18 protein-coding genes are annotated in these 17,219 nt (G+C 57.0%); 9 read left to right on the top strand and 9 right to left on the bottom strand.

Annotation, left to right across the window (positions count from 1 at the left end; all coding sequences use genetic code 11):
- Positions 1-155 precede the first annotated feature (155 nt).
- The gene (locus DVA43_RS04165) at positions 156-410 is read right to left on the bottom strand and encodes a GlsB/YeaQ/YmgE family stress response membrane protein (RefSeq protein WP_103179996.1); all 255 of its coding nucleotides are present in this window, start codon (positions 408-410) and stop codon (positions 156-158) included.
- Positions 411-615: 205 nt separating this feature from the next.
- On the opposite strand from DVA43_RS04165, the gene DVA43_RS04160 reads away from it, so the two are divergent.
- Positions 616-1,347, top strand: a complete 732-nt coding sequence (locus DVA43_RS04160) for a flagellar brake protein (RefSeq protein WP_103822332.1) — start codon at positions 616-618, stop codon at positions 1,345-1,347.
- 36 nt (positions 1,348-1,383) lie between these two features.
- Here DVA43_RS04160 and emtA read toward each other — a convergent pair whose 3' ends face one another.
- Positions 1,384-1,995, bottom strand: coding sequence for a membrane-bound lytic murein transglycosylase EmtA (gene emtA, locus DVA43_RS04155; protein ID WP_103179998.1), 612 nt, complete (start codon positions 1,993-1,995; stop codon positions 1,384-1,386).
- A gap of 113 nt (positions 1,996-2,108) precedes the next feature.
- Here emtA and ldcA point away from each other — a divergent pair, with 113 nt between their 5' ends.
- Both ldcA and DVA43_RS04145 read left to right on the top strand, forming a co-directional pair.
- On the top strand, positions 2,109-3,023 hold the full coding sequence (ldcA, locus tag DVA43_RS04150; RefSeq protein WP_114314667.1) for a muramoyltetrapeptide carboxypeptidase: 915 nt from the start codon (positions 2,109-2,111) through the stop codon (positions 3,021-3,023).
- A 98-nt stretch (positions 3,024-3,121) separates the two neighbouring features.
- On the top strand, positions 3,122-4,855 hold the full coding sequence (locus DVA43_RS04145; protein WP_114314666.1) for a potassium/proton antiporter: 1,734 nt from the start codon (positions 3,122-3,124) through the stop codon (positions 4,853-4,855).
- Between the two features lie 81 nt (positions 4,856-4,936).
- On the opposite strand, the gene dadX is transcribed toward DVA43_RS04145, so the two are convergent.
- Entirely contained in the window at positions 4,937-6,007 is a 1,071-nt protein-coding gene (dadX, locus tag DVA43_RS04140) for a catabolic alanine racemase DadX (protein ID WP_103180001.1), read from the bottom strand.
- Positions 6,008-6,019: 12 nt separating this feature from the next.
- A complete protein-coding gene (locus tag DVA43_RS04135) occupies positions 6,020-7,318 on the bottom strand; it encodes a D-amino acid dehydrogenase (protein ID WP_114314665.1) in 1,299 nt (432 codons plus the stop codon).
- Between the two features lie 323 nt (positions 7,319-7,641).
- On the opposite strand from DVA43_RS04135, the gene DVA43_RS04130 reads away from it, so the two are divergent.
- Positions 7,642-9,174, top strand: coding sequence for a SpoVR family protein (locus DVA43_RS04130; RefSeq protein ID WP_103180003.1), 1,533 nt, complete (start codon positions 7,642-7,644; stop codon positions 9,172-9,174).
- Positions 9,175-9,257: 83 nt separating this feature from the next.
- Here DVA43_RS04130 and fadR read toward each other — a convergent pair whose 3' ends face one another.
- Positions 9,258-9,977: a fatty acid metabolism transcriptional regulator FadR gene (gene fadR, locus DVA43_RS04125; RefSeq protein ID WP_103822336.1), complete on the bottom strand. Its 720-nt coding sequence runs from the start codon at positions 9,975-9,977 to the stop codon at positions 9,258-9,260.
- Between the two features lie 199 nt (positions 9,978-10,176).
- On the opposite strand from fadR, the gene nhaB reads away from it, so the two are divergent.
- Positions 10,177-11,715, top strand: a complete 1,539-nt coding sequence (gene nhaB, locus DVA43_RS04120; protein WP_114314664.1) for a sodium/proton antiporter NhaB — start codon at positions 10,177-10,179, stop codon at positions 11,713-11,715.
- Between the two features lie 141 nt (positions 11,716-11,856).
- Positions 11,857-12,387, top strand: coding sequence for a disulfide bond formation protein DsbB (gene dsbB, locus DVA43_RS04115; RefSeq protein WP_114314663.1), 531 nt, complete (start codon positions 11,857-11,859; stop codon positions 12,385-12,387).
- A 102-nt stretch (positions 12,388-12,489) separates the two neighbouring features.
- Here dsbB and DVA43_RS04110 read toward each other — a convergent pair whose 3' ends face one another.
- The 3 genes from DVA43_RS04110 to DVA43_RS04100 form a co-directional block, all read right to left on the bottom strand.
- Positions 12,490-12,930 (bottom strand): YcgN family cysteine cluster protein, encoded by a 441-nt coding sequence (locus DVA43_RS04110; protein ID WP_114314662.1) that lies wholly within the window; start codon positions 12,928-12,930, stop codon positions 12,490-12,492.
- A 93-nt stretch (positions 12,931-13,023) separates the two neighbouring features.
- Entirely contained in the window at positions 13,024-13,683 is a 660-nt protein-coding gene (locus DVA43_RS04105; protein WP_114314661.1) for a fumarylacetoacetate hydrolase family protein, read from the bottom strand.
- Between the two features lie 46 nt (positions 13,684-13,729).
- Entirely contained in the window at positions 13,730-14,005 is a 276-nt protein-coding gene (locus tag DVA43_RS04100) for a YcgL domain-containing protein (RefSeq protein WP_114314660.1), read from the bottom strand.
- Between the two features lie 126 nt (positions 14,006-14,131).
- Here DVA43_RS04100 and minC point away from each other — a divergent pair, with 126 nt between their 5' ends.
- Genes minC through minE form a run of 3 tightly spaced genes read left to right on the top strand, consistent with a single transcriptional unit; the run spans position 14,132 to position 15,933 of the window.
- The gene (gene minC / locus DVA43_RS04095; RefSeq protein WP_114314659.1) at positions 14,132-14,824 is read left to right on the top strand and encodes a septum site-determining protein MinC; all 693 of its coding nucleotides are present in this window, start codon (positions 14,132-14,134) and stop codon (positions 14,822-14,824) included.
- 23 nt (positions 14,825-14,847) lie between these two features.
- A complete protein-coding gene (gene minD / locus DVA43_RS04090; RefSeq protein ID WP_114314658.1) occupies positions 14,848-15,660 on the top strand; it encodes a septum site-determining protein MinD in 813 nt (270 codons plus the stop codon).
- Between the two features lie 3 nt (positions 15,661-15,663).
- Positions 15,664-15,933 carry a cell division topological specificity factor MinE gene (gene minE / locus DVA43_RS04085; protein WP_103180012.1) on the top strand — a complete coding sequence of 90 codons (270 nt, stop codon included), beginning with the start codon at positions 15,664-15,666 and terminating at the stop codon, positions 15,931-15,933.
- 98 nt (positions 15,934-16,031) lie between these two features.
- Here minE and rnd read toward each other — a convergent pair whose 3' ends face one another.
- Entirely contained in the window at positions 16,032-17,159 is a 1,128-nt protein-coding gene (gene rnd / locus DVA43_RS04080; protein WP_114317073.1) for a ribonuclease D, read from the bottom strand.
- Between the last annotated feature and the right edge of the window lie 60 nt (positions 17,160-17,219).

The following is a 17,219-nucleotide window of genomic DNA, read 5'->3' as shown; positions in this document are numbered from 1 at the left end:
GACCAGCCAGCGGCTAACGATGATCCGACAGAAACGCAGAAAAGTGTCGGCCAGCAGTAACCTCCAGGCCGGGTTAGGCGAATCCGCCACCCGGCATACTGTCCAGGTTCTGCCCATAAAAAAACGGCTCTTGTAAAAGAGCCGTTTTATCGGTTTCAGGCGCGTCGTACCATCCTGTAGATAAGAAGTACCAGAATGGCACCCACCACAGCCACCAGAAAACTTTGCAGGTTAAATCCGGATACACTGCCGCCGATGCCAAACATGGTTGCCAGCCAGCCGCCGACAACCGCACCGATGATCCCAAGGATACAGGTCACAATAAAGCCGCCGCCATCACGTCCCGGCATGATGAACTTTGCGATAACGCCAGCAATCAGACCAAATACAATCCAGGCGATGATACCCATAGTGTTGCCCTCTTGCAGAGTTAAGCTTGCGCAGGACACCCGCCCGCGCAGGTAATAGTAAGTATAGGCAATCGCCGGAAATCAGTTTTACTACACCGACTTAATTGCGATTCAGGCGAAAAAAAATTGCCGGTTTGTATTAAGTTCCGCGGCCCGCTGCCGATAACGCATCCACAGACTGTCATCTATCGAGGAGCCCTGGGGCGTGAGTAATTACAGTGAGCAGTTCCTGAAAACTAATCCGCTGGCTGTATTGGGTGTATTACGCGATCTGCAAAAAAATGACGTTCCCGTCCGTATCAGCTGGGGGAACAACCAGTTCATCAGCAAAATCCTGGATGCTACCCCGGAACGGCTGATCATGGATTTGGGCAGTCAGGAGTTTGAAAACCGCTCGGTGTTACGCGCGGAGAATATCACCGTGGCCGCCGATACCCAGGGGGCCAAAGTCGAGTTCGACCTGCCGAAGGTGGAACAGGGTGACTACCAGACGCTGCCTGCTTTTATCTCGCCGCTGCCGGCCTCCGTATGGTGCATTCAGCGCCGGGAATATTTCCGCATCAATGCCCCGCTGCATCCGGCCTACTTCTGCAAAGCCAGAATGCCTGATAAGAGCGTCATTCGTTTCCGTCTGCACGATCTGTCGCTGGGCGGCATGGGCGCGCTGATGGATACCGCCAAACCCGAAGGCCTGGTGGAGGGGATGCGTTTTTCGCAGATCGAGCTGGATATGGGCGGCTGGGGTCGCTTCTTTTTCGATGCGCAGCTGATAACCGTGAGCGAACGTAAAGTGGTGGACAGCAAAAACGAAACCATCACCACGCCGCGTCTGAGCTTCCGTTTTCTCAACGTCGGGCCGGGTCCTGAGCGTGAACTGCAGAAAATTATCTACTCGCTGGAGCGTGAAGCGCGGGAACGTGCCAACAAAGTGCGTTAATCGCCACCGGGCAGCACGTGGCTGCCCGGCAACAGATTACATGGCGTCCATCGCTTTCTGTACTTTCCAGATATAGCGCGGAGCCTGCGGGGCGGGATGGTTATTGACGACATGATCAAAGAATTCGTCTTTGTCCATGTCATTGATTTCGGCGATCGCTTTTTTGCGATCCGACGAGAAGGTGCGCAACAGCGCGCCCGCGCCGTTCACGTATGAAACCACCAGCGCATACTGCATCACCTCCGGATCCTCAATACCGTTCAGGATCCCGTGCTCCAGAATGCTCAGGTAGGCGGTACCCATCGAGATGTTGCGTTCCGGATTCTTCAGCTCGCTGGTAGAGGGTTGCCCGCTCCAGCCCATGTGCCGGTAGACCTCACGCCCGGCGGTGGAGGCTTTCAGCTGCATCAGACCCACCGCGTTCGATTTACTCACCAGGTTCGGGTTCCCGCCCGACTCCACCGCAATGATGGCGGTGATGAGCCGCGGGCTGACTCCCCAGGCCTCACCGGCTTTTTCACTGATCGGCATCCACTGCATCGCCCGTTTGACCGGGACTTCCGGGTTCCATTCCGGTTTCTGGTAATCCTGCTTTGAACTACAGCCTGCAAGTAACACAATCAAAAAAGCAAACCATCTCAATTTCACGTCATCTGTCCTTATGGTCATTCATCGCTGTTACTCTATCCTCCGCTTGATGAAGGACGCGCTCAGGCGGCATGATATATATATTTAAGTTTATAAGTCAGCAAGGAAATGCCATGTCTCAGTTTCATCTCATTGCACCATCAGGGTACTGCATTAATCAGGAGGCGGCGCAGCGGGGCGTGGCGCGGTTACTGGACGACGGCCATCAGGTAAAAAATCAGACGATTATACCCCGCCGCCAGCAGCGTTTTGCTGGCACCGAGGCAGAGCGCCTGAATGATATCAACGCTCTTGTCCACCTGCCGGGCGCCGACCAGATAGTGCTGCCGGTGCGCGGCGGGTACGGCGCCAGCCGCCTGCTGGAACAGATTGACTGGCAGGGCCTGGCGAAACGCCAGCAGCAGGATCCGTTGCTGATTTGCGGCCACAGTGATTTCACCGTGATCCAGCTCGGCCTGCTGGCGCTGCACAACGTCATCACCTTTAGCGGCCCGATGCTGGCGGGCAATTTTGGCGCCCTGGAGCTGAACGCCTTTACGGTAGACCATTTCTGGCGGGCGCTCGGCAACAGTACCTACTCCGTTGAGTGGCAGGGCGATGGCCCATCGTGTGCGTGCGAAGGCCAGCTGTGGGGTGGCAATCTGGCGATGGTCGTGTCACTTATTGGCACCCGCTGGCTGCCCGCTATTGAGAACGGCATCCTGGTGCTGGAGGATATCAATGAGCATCCGTTCCGCGTCGAACGTATGCTCCTCCAGCTGCATCACGCGGGTATTCTGGATCGTCAGCAGGCGATTGTGCTCGGCAGCTTCAGCGGCGCGACCCCTAACGATTACGATGCCGGATACGATCTGGCGACCATGGTCGATTATCTGCGCTCCCGGGTATCGGTGCCGGTTATCAGCGGGCTCGACTTCGGCCATGAGCAACGAACCGTTACCCTGCCGCTCGGTGCGCAGGCGACGCTGGTTCATGCGCCGGGCAGCAGTCGTTTAACCCTGAGCGGGCATCCGGTGCTTCGGGCGTAAAAAAAGCCCCGGAAGTACCGGATTTCCGCCCTGCAAGGGGTGTTAATATGGTAGGGTTTTACTAACAGTCATCGCGTCAGGCAGGGAGTACGCACACATTGGATGCCGCAGCAATAATCAGTCTTTTTATCCTGGGTTCAGTTCTTGTAACCTGTAGTATTTTATTGAGTTCGTTTTCGTCACGTCTCGGCATCCCCATTCTGGTTATTTTCCTCGCCATCGGCATGCTGGCGGGGGTTGATGGCGTCGGGGGTATTCCCTTCGACAACTACCCGTTTGCGTACATGATCAGTAACCTCGCCCTGGCGGTGATCCTGCTGGATGGCGGCATGCGCACCCAGGCCAGTTCGTTTCGCGTGGCGCTGGGCCCGGCCCTGTCGCTGGCGACGGTCGGGGTGCTGATCACCTCCGGCCTCACCGGGATGATGGCGGCGTGGCTGTTCCACCTTGACCTGATGGAAGGGTTACTGATTGGCGCGATTGTCGGGTCTACCGATGCCGCGGCGGTCTTCTCCCTGCTGGGCGGCAAAGGGCTGAACGAACGTGTCGGCTCGACGCTGGAGATTGAATCCGGCAGTAACGATCCGATGGCGGTGTTTCTCACCATCACCCTGATTGAGATGATCCAGCAGCATGAAACCGGCCTGAGCTGGGTGTTCGCCTGGCACATCATTCAACAGTTTGGTCTGGGTATCCTCTTTGGCCTTGGCGGCGGCTATCTGCTGCAACAGATGATCAACCGCATCTCGCTCCCTGGCGGGCTCTATCCGCTGCTGGCGCTGAGCGGCGGGATTTTGATTTTCGCCCTCACCACGGCGCTGGACGGCAGCGGCATTCTGGCGGTCTATCTCTGCGGTTTCCTGCTCGGCAACCGTCCAATCCGCAACCGCTTTGGCATTCTGCAAAACTTCGATGGCCTGGCCTGGCTGGCACAGATTGGCATGTTCCTGGTGCTGGGGTTGCTGGTGACGCCGTCGGATCTGCTGCCGATTGCCGTTCCGGCGCTGATGCTGTCACTGTGGATGATCTTCTTTGCCCGTCCGCTGTCGGTCTTCGCCGGGCTGCTGCCTTTCAAAGGTTTTAACCTGCGCGAGCGGGTGTTTATCAGCTGGGTTGGGCTGCGCGGTGCGGTGCCGATCATCCTCGCGGTGTTCCCGATGATGGCCGGGCTGGATAATTCCCGTCTGTTCTTCAACGTGGCGTTCTTCGTGGTGCTGGTGTCACTGCTGTTCCAGGGCACGTCGCTGTCGTGGGCGGCGAAAAAGGCGAAAGTGGTGATCCCACCGGTGGGCTGGCCGGTCTCCCGCGTCGGGCTGGATCTTCATCCTGAGAATCCCTGGGAGCAGTTTGTTTACCAGCTCAGCGCCGATAAGTGGTGCGTGGGCGCCTCGCTGCGGGATCTGCATATGCCCGCCGAGACGCGTATTGCCGCCCTCTTCCGGGATAACGCCCTCCTGCACCCCACCGGCAGCACCCGGCTGCGGGAGGGGGATATCCTCTGCGTCATTGGCCGCGAGCACGATCTTCCTGCCCTCGGCAAGCTCTTTAGCCAGTCGCCGCCGGTGGCGCTGGACCAGCGCTTCTTCGGCGACTTTATCCTGGAAGCTGGCGCCAAATTTGCCGACGTGGCGTTGATCTACGGCCTGGACGTCGGGCTGGAGTATCGCGATAACCAGCAGACCCTGGGTGAGATCGTGCAGAAGCAGCTCGGCGCCGCGCCGGTCGTGGGTGACCAGGTAGAGTTTGCCGGAATGATCTGGACGGTGGCAGAGAAAGAGGATAACGCGGTGCTGAGGGTGGGCGTGCGCGTGGCGGAGGATGCCGAAGAGTAGGCCGGTTTGCCGGGTGGCGGCTACGCCTTACCCGGCCTACGGGTTTTGTAGGCCCGGCAAGCGTAGCGCCGCCGGGCGATGTTACACAACGACGATCGGTACTCGTGGCGCTAACGCCGTTAACAACTCATATCCGACGGTGCCCGCGGCGGCGGCAACATCGTCCACTTTCACCTCGTTGCCCCACAGCTCAACCGGCGTACCGATCCCCGCATGCGGGCACGGCGTCAGATCAATCGCCAGCATATCCATTGACACCGTGCCGACCGTGCCGGTGCGCACGCCGTCCACCCATACCGGGGTACCGGAAGGGGCAACGCGCGGATAGCCGTCGGCATATCCCCCGGCGACGATGCCGATCCGCTGTTCGCCCGACGCACGATAGCGGCTGCCGTAACCCACGGTATCCCCCGCTTTCAGCGTCTGGACGCCAATGATCTCACTGCGCAGGGTCATCACCGGCTTCAGGCCGCTGTTGGCGATATCCTGCCACTGACCCGACGGCGAGGCGCCGTAGAGGATGATCCCCGGACGCACCCAGTCAAAATGCGCCTCCGGATGCCAGAGCGTCGCCGCCGAGTTGGAAAGCGAACGCGGACAGGCCAGACCTTCCGCTGCCTGCTCGATGCGCTTCATCGGTTCGACAATGCCCTCCGTCTTTTCCGCATCGGCAAAATGGGCCATCAGGGTCATTTCGCCGACGTTCTTCAGCGCCCGCAGCTGTTGCCAGACGCTGTGCACGCGCTCCGGCTGGAAACCGAGCCGGTTCATCCCGCTGTTCATTTTCAGGTAGATATCGAGCGGAGCATGCAGCTTCGCATTCTGTAGCGCCTTGACCTGCCAGTTGCTGTGCACGCTGGTGGTCAGGCGGTACTTATCAAACAGCGGCAGTTCATCGCTGTGGAAGAAGCCTTCGAGCATCAGAATCGGCCCTTTCCAGCCGCGCTCGCGCAGCAGGATCGCCTCTTCAAGGTTGAGCAGCGCAAAACCATCCGTTGCGCTTAACGCGCTCCAGATGCGGTCCAGACCGTGGCCGTAAGCATTAGCTTTGACCACGGTCCAGACGCGTGAAGCGGGCGCAGCGCGACGGACAATTTGCAGATTATCCTTCAGGGCCTGCAGATCCATCTGAGCCAGAACAGGACGGGACATGACGACTCCTTGTTAGTTATGCGCGCCGTGTAAATGTTGTGGACGTGACGGCGTGAAACCCGGACGGTAGCGCGCGACGCTTAAATCATCAAACGGAATAGCGGGTGTGCGCCCGGAGATCAAATCACTGAGTAGCTGCCCTGAACCGCAGGCCATTGTCCAGCCCAGCGTACCGTGTCCGGTGTTTAGCCACAGGTTTTTAAACGGTGTCCGCCCGACCACTGGGGTGCCGTCCGGGGTCATTGGACGCAGCCCGGTCCAGAAGGTCGCCTGTTCGATAAAGCCGCCGCGCGGGAAGAGATCGCCAACGACCATCTCCAGCGTTTCCCGACGTGGTTTCAGCAGTTCAGTGTTAAAGCCGACGATTTCCGCCATTCCTCCCACGCGGATCCGGTTGTCAAAACGGGTGATCGCGATTTTGTAGGTTTCATCAAGGATAGTTGAAACCGGGGCACCGCTCTCCTCTTTTACCGGGATGGTCAGGGAGTAACCCTTCAGCGGGTAGACCGGAATGTCCACAATCCCTTTCAGCATGGCGGTGGAGTAAGAGCCAAAAGCCATCACGTAGGCGTCGGCTTTCACCACCTCATCGCCGCATAGTACGCCGTAGATATTCTCCCCTTCGTACAGGAGCTTATCCACTGAAGTGTTGTAGCGGAATTTCACCCCCGCCTGTTCCGCCATCTGCGCCAGATTCTGGGTGAAGAGCTGGCAGTCGCCGGTCTCGTCATTAGGCAGACGCAGACCGCCGGTCAGCTTATGCGCGACCTCAGCGAGGGCCGGTTCTACCTGCGCCAGCTGGCTCGCCTCCAGCAGCTGATACGGGACGCCCGCGTCCTCGAGTACAGCGATATCACGGGTGGCGTTTTCGTACTGCTGGGCGGTACGGAACAGCTGCAGGGTGCCACCCTGACGGCCTTCATACTGGATACCGGTGGCGGCACGCAGTGCTTTCAGGCAGTCGCGGCTGTACTCCGCCAGACGTACCATCCGCCCTTTGTTTTCCATGTAGTGCGAGGTGTCGCAGTTGCGCAGCATCTGCCACATCCACTTCAGCTGGAACTGGGTGCCGTCGAGACTGATCGCCAGCGGCGCATGGCGCTGGAACATCCACTTAATCGCCTTAAGCGGTACGCCCGGTGCCGCCCACGGCGCCGCGTAGCCCGGAGAGATTTGTCCGGCGTTCGCCGCGCTGGTCTCCAGTGCCGGACCCGGTTCCCGATCAATGACGGTTACATCATGCCCGGCCTGACTTAAATACCAGGCGCTGGTCACACCAACGACGCCACTTCCCAGTATGACAACACGCATAGCCACTCCATTTATAAGCAAAAGAACAATCTTCTGGTTACATATTGATAACCCAGATGAAAATATTATTCAACATAGGCATTTTTTATGGTGACTTACCTCACACCTTCCCCCTATGACGGGGCTGTGGCGTATTTGGCATCTCCTGCTGCGCGGCATTTTTAACCAGCAGATTATGCTGCTACCCACCCCCTTTTCGTCATGCCCGCGACGGGAAATCGCAAAGAAAAAAATAGCGCACCAGCACGCTTTTGAATGGCGTGTTCTATGCTTGAAAAGAGGTTCTCCAGACAGAGAGAGCTACCAACAACGAGGGCGCGCTAATGGCTACTATTGATTCCATGAATAAGGACACCACTCGTCTGAGCGATGGACCCGACTGGACATTCGAGCTGCTGGACACCTATCTGGCGGAAATTGACCGGGTGGCAAAACTCTACCGTCTGGATGCCTATCCCCATCAAATCGAAGTGATTACCTCCGAGCAGATGATGGACGCTTACTCCAGCGTCGGGATGCCCATTAACTATACCCACTGGTCGTTTGGTAAAAAATTCATTGAGACCGAACGGCTCTACAAGCACGGTCAGCAGGGGCTGGCCTATGAGATTGTCATTAACTCTAACCCCTGTATCGCCTACCTGATGGAAGAGAACACCATCACCATGCAGGCGCTGGTGATGGCGCACGCCTGCTACGGACACAACTCGTTTTTCAAAAATAACTACCTGTTCCGCAGCTGGACCGACGCCAGCTCGATTGTCGATTACCTGATCTTCGCCCGAAACTACATCACCGAATGCGAAGAGCGCTACGGGGTGGAAGAGGTCGAGAAGCTGCTGGACTCCTGCCATGCGCTGATGAACTACGGCGTGGATCGCTACAAACGTCCGCAGAAGATCTCCTTGCAGGAGGAGAAAGCCCGGCAGAAAAGCCGCGAAGAGTATCTGCAAAGCCAGGTGAATACCCTGTGGCGTACCCTGCCGAAGCGCGAAGAGGAAAAAGCGGTCCCCGAAGCACGCCGTTATCCCTCTGAGCCGCAGGAGAACCTGCTCTACTTTATGGAGAAGAACGCCCCGCTGCTGGAGCCGTGGCAGCGTGAGATCCTGCGCATCGTGCGCAAGGTGAGCCAGTACTTCTACCCGCAAAAACAGACCCAGGTGATGAACGAAGGTTGGGCCACCTTCTGGCACTACACCATCCTCAATCACCTCTATGACGAAGGCAAAGTGACCGAACGCTTTATGCTAGAGTTCCTGCACAGCCACACTAACGTGGTGTTCCAGCCGCCTTACAACAGCCCGTGGTACAGCGGCATTAACCCCTATGCGCTGGGCTTTGCCATGTTCCAGGATATCAAGCGCATCTGCCAGAACCCGACAGACGAGGATAAATACTGGTTCCCGGATATCGCTGGTTCCGACTGGCTGGAGACGCTCCATTTCGCGATGCGCGACTTTAAAGATGAGAGTTTTATCAGCCAGTTCCTGTCGCCGAAGGTGATGCGTGATTTCCGCCTGTTTACGGTGCTGGATGACGATCACAATAACTATCTGGAGATTTCGGCGATCCACAACGAAGAGGGATACCGTGAGATCCGCTCCCGCCTCTCGGCCCAGTACAACTTAAGCAACCTAGAGCCGAATATTCAGGTCTGGAATGTGGATCTGCGCGGGGATCGCTCCCTGACGCTGCGCTATATTCCGCATAACCGCGCGCCGCTGGATAAAGGGCGCAAAGAGGTGCTGAAGCACGTACACCGTCTGTGGGGCTTTGACATTCTGCTTGAACAGCAAAACGAAGATGGCAGCGTGGAGTTGCTGGAGCGCTGCCCACCTAAGGGCAATATCCTGTAGGTCGGTATCGCCTCTTTGCCGGGTGGCGCTTCGCTTACCCGGCAAACATATAAAAAAACCTCTCAAGCGAGAGGTTTTTTATTTTATCGACCGTGGATGGAGAGATCGCCCGGCAGGGTCTTCTGCATCCGGTGCCAGATCTCGCCGCTGTCGCGACCGTAGCGACGCACGGTGTCATACACCTGATCGTGCTGACCTTCGGCGCAGAGTTCACTCAGCTTGTGATAGAAGCCGAGCGCGAGGCTGCGGGCTTCCGGATTGGCGAAGTAGTGACGACCGATGCGGGTATAGAGCCCTTTCATGCCGTTAAGGATCAGGCCATAGATTGGGTTGCCGGAGGCAAACGCCAGCCCGCGGAAGACGTTGTAATCCAGCAGCGCAAAGGCGTCGGCATGATCTTCAACCGCCGTGGCGCGGGCGAGCACCTCCTGCGCCTTATCCGGGTGCTGGCGAAACGCCGTACGGATAAAGATGGTGGCGATGTTGGTGCGCACGGAGAGCAGATTGTCGATCAGCTGCGGCACGCTCTCGTGATCGAGGCGCGCGAGTGTTTCAAGAATATTCAGACCCGACGTTTCCCAGAAGTTATTCACTTTGGTCGGTTTGCCGTGTTGGATCGTCAGCCAGCCGTCGCGTGCCAGTCGCTGCAACACTTCACGTAAGGTGGTACGTGTGACGCCAATCAGTTCAGAGAGTTCGCGTTCTGCGGGAAGAATCGAGCCTGGGGGGAAACGATTGTTCCAGATGCTTTCGATAATGTACTCTTCCGCGAAACCCGCCGGGCTTTGCGCCTTTATGACCATAGTGAATTTTCCATTAACTGCTTTTTACAAAATTCACTCATCATACCAGACGCAGACAGAGGCAGATAGCGCAGCGACGCGAGAAAAAAGGGATCGCCGTTTTATTTTTATCATTTAAAAAAACGCGGCCTGCACTCCTTCCCCGGTGCCATTTGCGTATACTTAGTGCGTAATTATGTGACGGGCAAGGAAATCTGTTGTGGAAATGTCGTATCGTCGCGCCCTGTGGCGCAATTTTTTAGGTCAGTCCCCCGACTGGTACAAACTGGCTCTGGTTATCTTTCTGGTAATTAACCCGCTTATCTTTATGGTGAGTCCTTTTGCCGCAGGCTGGTTGCTGGTGGCAGAGTTCATCTTTACCCTGGCCATGGCGCTGAAGTGTTATCCCCTGCTGCCGGGCGGCCTGCTGGCTTTCGAGGCAGTAGCAATAGGGATGACCAGTGCGGAGCACGTGAGAGAAGAGCTGGCGTCCAACCTGGAAGTGCTCCTGCTGCTGATGTTTATGGTGGCCGGGATCTACTTTATGAAGCAGCTGCTGCTGTTCATTTTTACCCGCCTGCTGTTGAGCATCCCCTCGAAAACGCTGCTGTCGCTGGCCTTCTGTCTGGCGGCCGCTTTTTTATCCGCCTTCCTCGATGCCCTGACCGTGGTGGCGGTGGTGATCAGCGTCGCCGTCGGCTTTTACGGGATTTATCACCGGGTGGCCTCTTCCCAGCCGGCATCGGGCATGCAGGATGACAGCCAGGTTGATGCCCACCAGCGCGACGTGCTGGAGCAGTTCCGCGCGTTTCTGCGCAGCCTGATGATGCACGCGGGCGTGGGTACTGCGCTGGGCGGCGTCATGACCATGGTCGGCGAGCCGCAGAACCTGATTATCGCCAAAGCCGCGGACTGGAATTTTATCGAATTTTTCCTGCGCGTTGCCCCGGTCAGCGTGCCGGTGCTGGTGTGCGGCCTGCTTACCTGCTGGCTGGTGGAGAAGTTCAGGTGGTTTGGTTACGGCACCCTGCTGCCGAAGCAGGTGCGTGATGTGCTGCAACGCTTCGACGAAGAGAGCCGCAGCCAGCGTACCCGTCAGCAGCGGCTGGCGCTGATTTCCCAGGGCATCATTGGCGTCTGGCTGATTATCGCCCTGGCGTTTCATCTGGCGGAAGTGGGGCTGATTGGTCTGTCGGTCATTATCCTGGCGACCACCTTCTCCGGCGTGACGGATGAACATGCCATCGGCAAAGCCTTTACCGAAGCGCTGCCGTTTACCGCGCTGCTGGCGGTCTTTTTCGCGGTAGTGGCGGTGATTGTCGATCAGCACCTGTTTGGGCCGATCATCAACTTCGTGCTGCAGGCCGCGCCGGATGCCCAGCTGACGCTGTTTTATCTGTTTAACGGCCTGCTGTCGGCCATCTCCGATAACGTGTTTGTCGGCTCGGTCTATATCAACGAAGCGAAAGCGGCGATGGAGAGTGGTATCATCGACCGGGAGCAGTTTGAACTGCTGGCGGTGGCGATCAACACCGGCACCAACCTCCCTTCCGTGGCCACGCCAAACGGTCAGGCGGCCTTCCTGTTCTTACTGACCTCCACCCTCGCCCCACTTATCCGCCTCTCTTATGGCCGGATGGTATGGATGGCGCTGCCTTATAGCCTGGTGTTAACCGCAGTGGGTTTGCTGTGCGTCAAAATTACCCTCATTCCTTTTACCCAATGGATGCTGCAGGCAGGTATACTGGCGACGCATTAAATGAGTCGGCCGGGCGGTAAAACGCCCGGCTGCACTTATGGATGATAAATGTCCGATTACGTTATATTTGCGCGCTGAGGCTGGTGCGCAAAGTGATTTCGTTTACACTGCGCTTTCTATACCTGCTCCAGGGAAATGATTATGTTGAAATTTTTGAACCAGTGCTCGCGCGGTCGCGGGGCGTGGTTGTTGTTGGCCCTGACCGCCTTCGTGTTAGAAATGGTGGCATTATGGTTCCAGCACGTGATGATGCTGAAACCGTGCGTACTCTGTATCTATGAACGCTGCGCGCTGTTTGGCGTAATGGGCGCGGGTCTGGTGGGCGCCATCGCCCCAAAAAGCCCGCTGCGCTATGGCGCCATTGCTATCTGGCTTTACAGCGCCGGTAAAGGCCTGCAACTGGCCTGGGAGCACACCATGATCCAGCTGCACCCGTCGCCGTTCCAGACCTGTGACTTTGCCGCCAGCTTCCCGAGCTGGTTACCGCTGGACAAGTGGCTGCCGCAGGTCTTTGTGGCTACCGGTGACTGCGCCGTGCGTCAGTGGGAATTCCTGACCCTGGAGATGCCGCAGTGGCTGGTGGGCATTTTTGCCGCTTACCTGATCGTGGCGCTGCTGGTGCTGATTGCCCAGCCGTTTAAAGCGAAAAAACGCGATCTGTTTGGCCGTTAATGCCCGGCGGCGCTTCGCTTGCACGGGCCTACGGGTAAGCGCAGCGCCACCCGGCAAAAAAAGCCGCACATTAAAAAACCCGCCTCGGCGGGTTTTTTATTATCAGCGGTTGGGATGATTCAGAATATGGTCTTCCCAGTCGCGCACCTCGGACTCTTTCACCGCGATATGACGCACGGAGATCCGCTCGCCATGCATCGCCGCTTTGGAACCGGTCAGCAGCGGGTGCCACGTCGGCAGATCCTTGCCTTCCGCCAGCAGGCGGTAGGCGCAGGTCGGGGGCAACCATTCGAAGGTCGGCAGGTTCTCACGGGTCAGCTTGATGCAGTCCGGCTCCAGCTCGAAACGCCGCTCGTAGTTGCGGCACTGGCAGGTTTTGATATTCAGCTGATTACAGGCGACATTGGTGAAATAGATTTCGTCCGAGTCTTCATCCATCAGCTTATGCAGGCAGCATTGCCCGCAGCCATCGCACAGCGATTCCCACTCGGCGTCGGTCATGTTGTCGAGAGTTTTGCTTTGCCAGAAAGGGATTTCGCTCATAAGGATGTCCACACGTCAAAATAAAGCGCACCTTATAACCAGTCTGGCACCTCGATGCAAGTTTTGCCGCCCGAAAGGGGCGGCAAGAGAGGATTACAGCACGCGGGTTTTCAGTGACAGGCCGTTGACGGCCAGCTCCAGCTCATCGCCGCTGTTCAGCGGCCCCACCCCTTCCGGGGTGCCGGTGAGGATCACATCGCCCGGTTTCAGGGTGAAGTAACGGCTCATATAGGCAATCAGTGGCACAATTTTATGGATCATGTCAGAGGTAGAGCCCTGCTGACGCACTTCGCCATTGATTTTCAGGCTCAGGGTCGTGTTCTGCGGATCGTCCTGGAACTCCGCCGCCGGTACGAACCCGGAGATGGGACAAGAATTATCAAAGCCTTTGGCTTTCTCCCACGGCTGGCCCGCTTTTTTCATTTTGCCCTGCACCTCGCGCAGGGTCAGATCCAGCGCCACACCATAACCGGCAATCGCCTTCTGCACATGATCCTCAGAGGCCTGGCGCAGCGTGGCGCCAATCAGCACCGCCAGTTCCACTTCGTGGTGCACCGATCCCAGCCCCTGCGGGATCACCAGCGGCTGGCGGATATCGCAGAGTGCGGTTTCGGGTTTAATAAACAGCACCGGCTCGTCCGGAACCGCACTGCCCATTTCCTGAATATGCTTTGCGTAATTACTGCCCACACAGACGACTTTACTGACCGGATAATCCAGCAAGGCGCCTTGCCAGTTATGATGCTGATACATAATGAGCCCCTAAAGGTTAATGTAACCCTGACAGATTAATCTCAAACTATTTTTTTCCCAGCGCCTCAAGATGCTGTTTGAGTAAATTCTCTTGCGGCGGAGGGAGTTGTAAATAATAGCCCTGTTCGGCTAACGCGCTTTTTACTTTTTCCAGATCGGCGTTCTTCAGCTGCTTACGCCCGTCAAGCGGCATGAGCATCACCATCTGCGGCTTACCGAAGCTCTTCATCAGCGCCTCAGGCACACGGGAAAAATCGTCCTTTTTTTCGACATAAAGATAGGTCTGGTCGCGCTGGGTACTTCTGTAGATCACACAAAACATATATTTACTCAGAATTAACGGGGAGGGTGACTTGCCTCAATATAATTGTGACTATAACATGCCTGATACTCTTCGGAATATCACGACGCACACGCCGTGGTAAAAAGCAAATTGAGTAAGGCCAGGATGTCAAACACGCCAATCGAGCTTAAAGGCAGTAGCTTCACCTTATCAGTGGTTCATTTGCATGAAGCAAAACCCGAGGTTATTCGTCAGGCGTTAGAAGACAAAATCGCGCAGGCGCCCGCATTCCTGAAACATGCGCCTGTCGTCATTAATGTCAGCGATCTTGAAGCGCCGATTAACTGGCAGCTGCTGCAGCAGGCGGTCTTAGCCACCGGGCTGCGGATTGTCGGCATCAGCGGCTGTAAAGATCCTGAACTGAAAGCCGAAATCGACGAGGCGGGTCTTCCGCTGCTCACCGAAGGCAAAGATAAAGCCCCGCGCGCAGAGCCCCCTGCCCCGCCTGAACTCCCTGTTACACCCGCCACAAAAACGCGCTTGATCGACCTGCCGGTGCGTTCCGGACAGCGTATTTATGCGCCAAATTGTGACCTTATTGTAACAAACCACGTCAGCGCAGGTGCGGAGCTGATCGCCGATGGCAATATTCATATCTATGGCTCAATGCGAGGCCGCGCGCTGGCAGGTGCCAGTGGCGATCGCGATGCGCAAATTTTTTGTACCCACCTGGAGGCGGAGCTGGTCTCCATCGCAGGTGTTTACTGGCTGAGCGATAACATCCCGGCCGAATTTTCTGGCAAAGCAGCACGTTTGCGTCTGGCAGACAACGCTTTGACCGTTCAACCGTTGAATTGATCCCTTTTTAACAAGGAATTTCTATGGCACGCATTATTGTTGTTACTTCGGGTAAAGGAGGCGTTGGCAAGACCACCTCCAGCGCGGCCATCGCTACTGGTTTGGCCCAGAAGGGAAAGAAAACTGTCGTTATCGACTTTGATATCGGCCTGCGTAACCTTGACCTGATTATGGGTTGTGAACGCCGCGTGGTTTACGACTTTGTGAACGTGATTCAGGGTGATGCCACGCTGAATCAGGCAATGATTAAAGATAAGCGTACCGACAATCTCTATATTCTTCCCGCTTCCCAGACGCGCGACAAAGATGCGCTGACCCGTGAAGGCGTGGAAAAAGTGCTCGATGAGCTGAACAAGATGGACTTCGATTTCGTGATCTGCGATTCACCTGCGGGCATCGAAACCGGTGCGCTGATGGCGCTCTACTTCGCCGATGAAGCGATCATCACCACCAACCCGGAAGTCTCATCCGTGCGCGACTCGGACCGTATTTTAGGTATTCTTGCCTCAAAATCCCGTCGTGCGGAAAATGGCGAAGAACCGATCAAAGAGCACCTGCTGCTGACCCGCTATAATCCGGGTCGTGTCAGCAAAGGTGATATGCTGAGTATGGAAGACGTGCTGGAGATCCTGCGCATCAAACTGGTTGGCGTTATCCCGGAAGATCAATCCGTGCTGCGCGCCTCTAACCAGGGTGAACCGGTTATCCTCGACACCAACGCAGACGCGGGTAAAGCGTATGCGGACACTGTGGATCGTCTGCTCGGAGAAGAACGTCCTTTCCGCTTCATTGAAGAAGAGAAGAAAGGTTTCCTCAAACGCCTGTTCGGAGGATAAGTTATGGCATTACTGGACTTTTTTCTCTCGCGGAAAAAAAACACCGCCAACATCGCTAAAGAACGACTGCAGATCATCGTGGCGGAACGCCGCCGCAGCGACGCTGAACCGCACTACCTGCCGCAGCTGCGCAAAGACATCCTGGAAGTGATCTGTAAATACGTGCAGATCGACCCGGAAATGGTCACCGTGCAGCTGGAGCAAAAGGATGGGGATATCTCGATTCTGGAGCTCAACGTCACTCTGCCGGAAGCGGAAGAGTCGCGTTCATAAATGTGCGTTTTGCCGGGCGGCACTGCGTTTGCCCGGCCTACGGTTTGTCGTTTTGTAGCCCCGGCAAGCGTAGCGCCGCCGGGGGTTACAGATCGCGCTTACTGCGGATACGCTTCCAGTAACGCATTCAGGCGATCGGCCATCAGTTCCCCGCGCCATCCGGCAATCAGTTCCGGCGTGCCGTTTTGCGGTTTCAGCTTCCAGTGCGCGTTCAGCAGCTGGTTGATCTGACGGCGTGAGGCCAGCAGCTCGGCGCTGACTTTACTCTCTGCCGCTACCTCCTGCACCAGGGCCTTAATGGCCTTAAATGCTTTGCGATACCCCGGCATATCCATCAGATTCAGCAGCGGCTCCGGCAGCGCCTCATCCGGCAGTTGCTGAGCTTTCGCCACCAGCGCCAGCAGCGTTTTCCCGTGGAAACGGATCTCCGAACCCGAAAGCCCGATGCTGTCCAGCTCGCCCAGGCTGCCCGGCATGTACCGCGCCACGGCCCAGAGATGCTCCTCACGCACCACAAAGTTCACCGCCAGGTCACGCTCGCGCGCCTTACGCAGACGCCAGTCGGCCAGCAGTTGCAGACAGGCCAGCTGACGGGTGCGCAGTTGCCAGGCGTTGGTGATGTCGCGCCACGCCTCTTTCGGGTCGGCGATCTCCTGACGACGCTGCTGCGTCATCTGGCACTCATTCAGCGCCGCAGGCAGCCAGCCGGAGGCTTCGGCCTCTTTCATCAACTGACCGGCGATGGGGAGAAGATAGAACACATCCGCCGCCGCGTAGTCGAGCTGGCGTTCGGTCAGCGGACGCGCCAGCCAGTCGGTGCGTGATTCGCTCTTGTCGATGACAAGGCCGGTGTACTCTTCCACCATGGCGGCAAAGCCCCATGACAGTGGACGACCCGCAAACGCGGCGAGGATCTGGGTATCAATCAGCGGCTGCGGCATGATGCCGAAAGTGTTGAGGAAAACTTCCAGATCTTCACTGCCGGCATGCAGATATTTGGTGATGGCGGTGTCCAGCAGCAGCTCACGCATCGGCGTCCAGTCGGTGATCCCCAGCGGATCGATAAGCGATACCCGTTTGCCGTCATACAGTTGGATCAGACCCAGTTGCGGGTAGTAAGTGCGGGTACGAACAAACTCGGTGTCCAGCGCAATGGCGGAAGCATCGCGGGTGAGATCGCACAGCGAAGCCAGTTCGTCGTTGGTGGTGATCATCTGGTAATTCAAATCATTTTCTCTATGGTTTGCGCCCATAAAAAAACGCTGGCCAGGCCAGCGTTTCTGGGC

The sequence above is a fragment of the Leclercia sp. W6 genome (genome assembly GCF_003336345.1).
GTDB lineage: Bacteria > Pseudomonadota > Gammaproteobacteria > Enterobacterales > Enterobacteriaceae > Enterobacter.
The sequence above is the reverse complement of the archived record's forward strand: the minus strand, read 5'-3'. Positions and strand labels throughout refer to the sequence as shown.

What these genes read in the sequence shown, in the direction of transcription:
- DVA43_RS04165 (WP_103179996.1), bottom strand. Translation starts at nt 410, where the DNA reads ATGGGTATCATCGCCTGGATTGTATTTGGTCTGATTGCTGGCGTTATC.
- ldcA (WP_114314667.1), top strand. Translation starts at nt 2,109, where the DNA reads ATGTCTCAGTTTCATCTCATTGCACCATCAGGGTACTGCATTAATCAG.
- dadX (WP_103180001.1), bottom strand. Translation starts at nt 6,007, where the DNA reads ATGTCCCGTCCTGTTCTGGCTCAGATGGATCTGCAGGCCCTGAAGGAT.
- DVA43_RS04135 (WP_114314665.1), bottom strand. Translation starts at nt 7,318, where the DNA reads ATGCGTGTTGTCATACTGGGAAGTGGCGTCGTTGGTGTGACCAGCGCC.
- DVA43_RS04130 (WP_103180003.1), top strand. Translation starts at nt 7,642, where the DNA reads ATGGCTACTATTGATTCCATGAATAAGGACACCACTCGTCTGAGCGAT.
- fadR (WP_103822336.1), bottom strand. Translation starts at nt 9,977, where the DNA reads ATGGTCATAAAGGCGCAAAGCCCGGCGGGTTTCGCGGAAGAGTACATT.
- dsbB (WP_114314663.1), top strand. Translation starts at nt 11,857, where the DNA reads ATGTTGAAATTTTTGAACCAGTGCTCGCGCGGTCGCGGGGCGTGGTTG.
- DVA43_RS04110 (WP_114314662.1), bottom strand. Translation starts at nt 12,930, where the DNA reads ATGAGCGAAATCCCTTTCTGGCAAAGCAAAACTCTCGACAACATGACC.
- DVA43_RS04105 (WP_114314661.1), bottom strand. Translation starts at nt 13,683, where the DNA reads ATGTATCAGCATCATAACTGGCAAGGCGCCTTGCTGGATTATCCGGTC.
- DVA43_RS04100 (WP_114314660.1), bottom strand. Translation starts at nt 14,005, where the DNA reads ATGTTTTGTGTGATCTACAGAAGTACCCAGCGCGACCAGACCTATCTT.
- minC (WP_114314659.1), top strand. Translation starts at nt 14,132, where the DNA reads ATGTCAAACACGCCAATCGAGCTTAAAGGCAGTAGCTTCACCTTATCA.
- minD (WP_114314658.1), top strand. Translation starts at nt 14,848, where the DNA reads ATGGCACGCATTATTGTTGTTACTTCGGGTAAAGGAGGCGTTGGCAAG.
- minE (WP_103180012.1), top strand. Translation starts at nt 15,664, where the DNA reads ATGGCATTACTGGACTTTTTTCTCTCGCGGAAAAAAAACACCGCCAAC.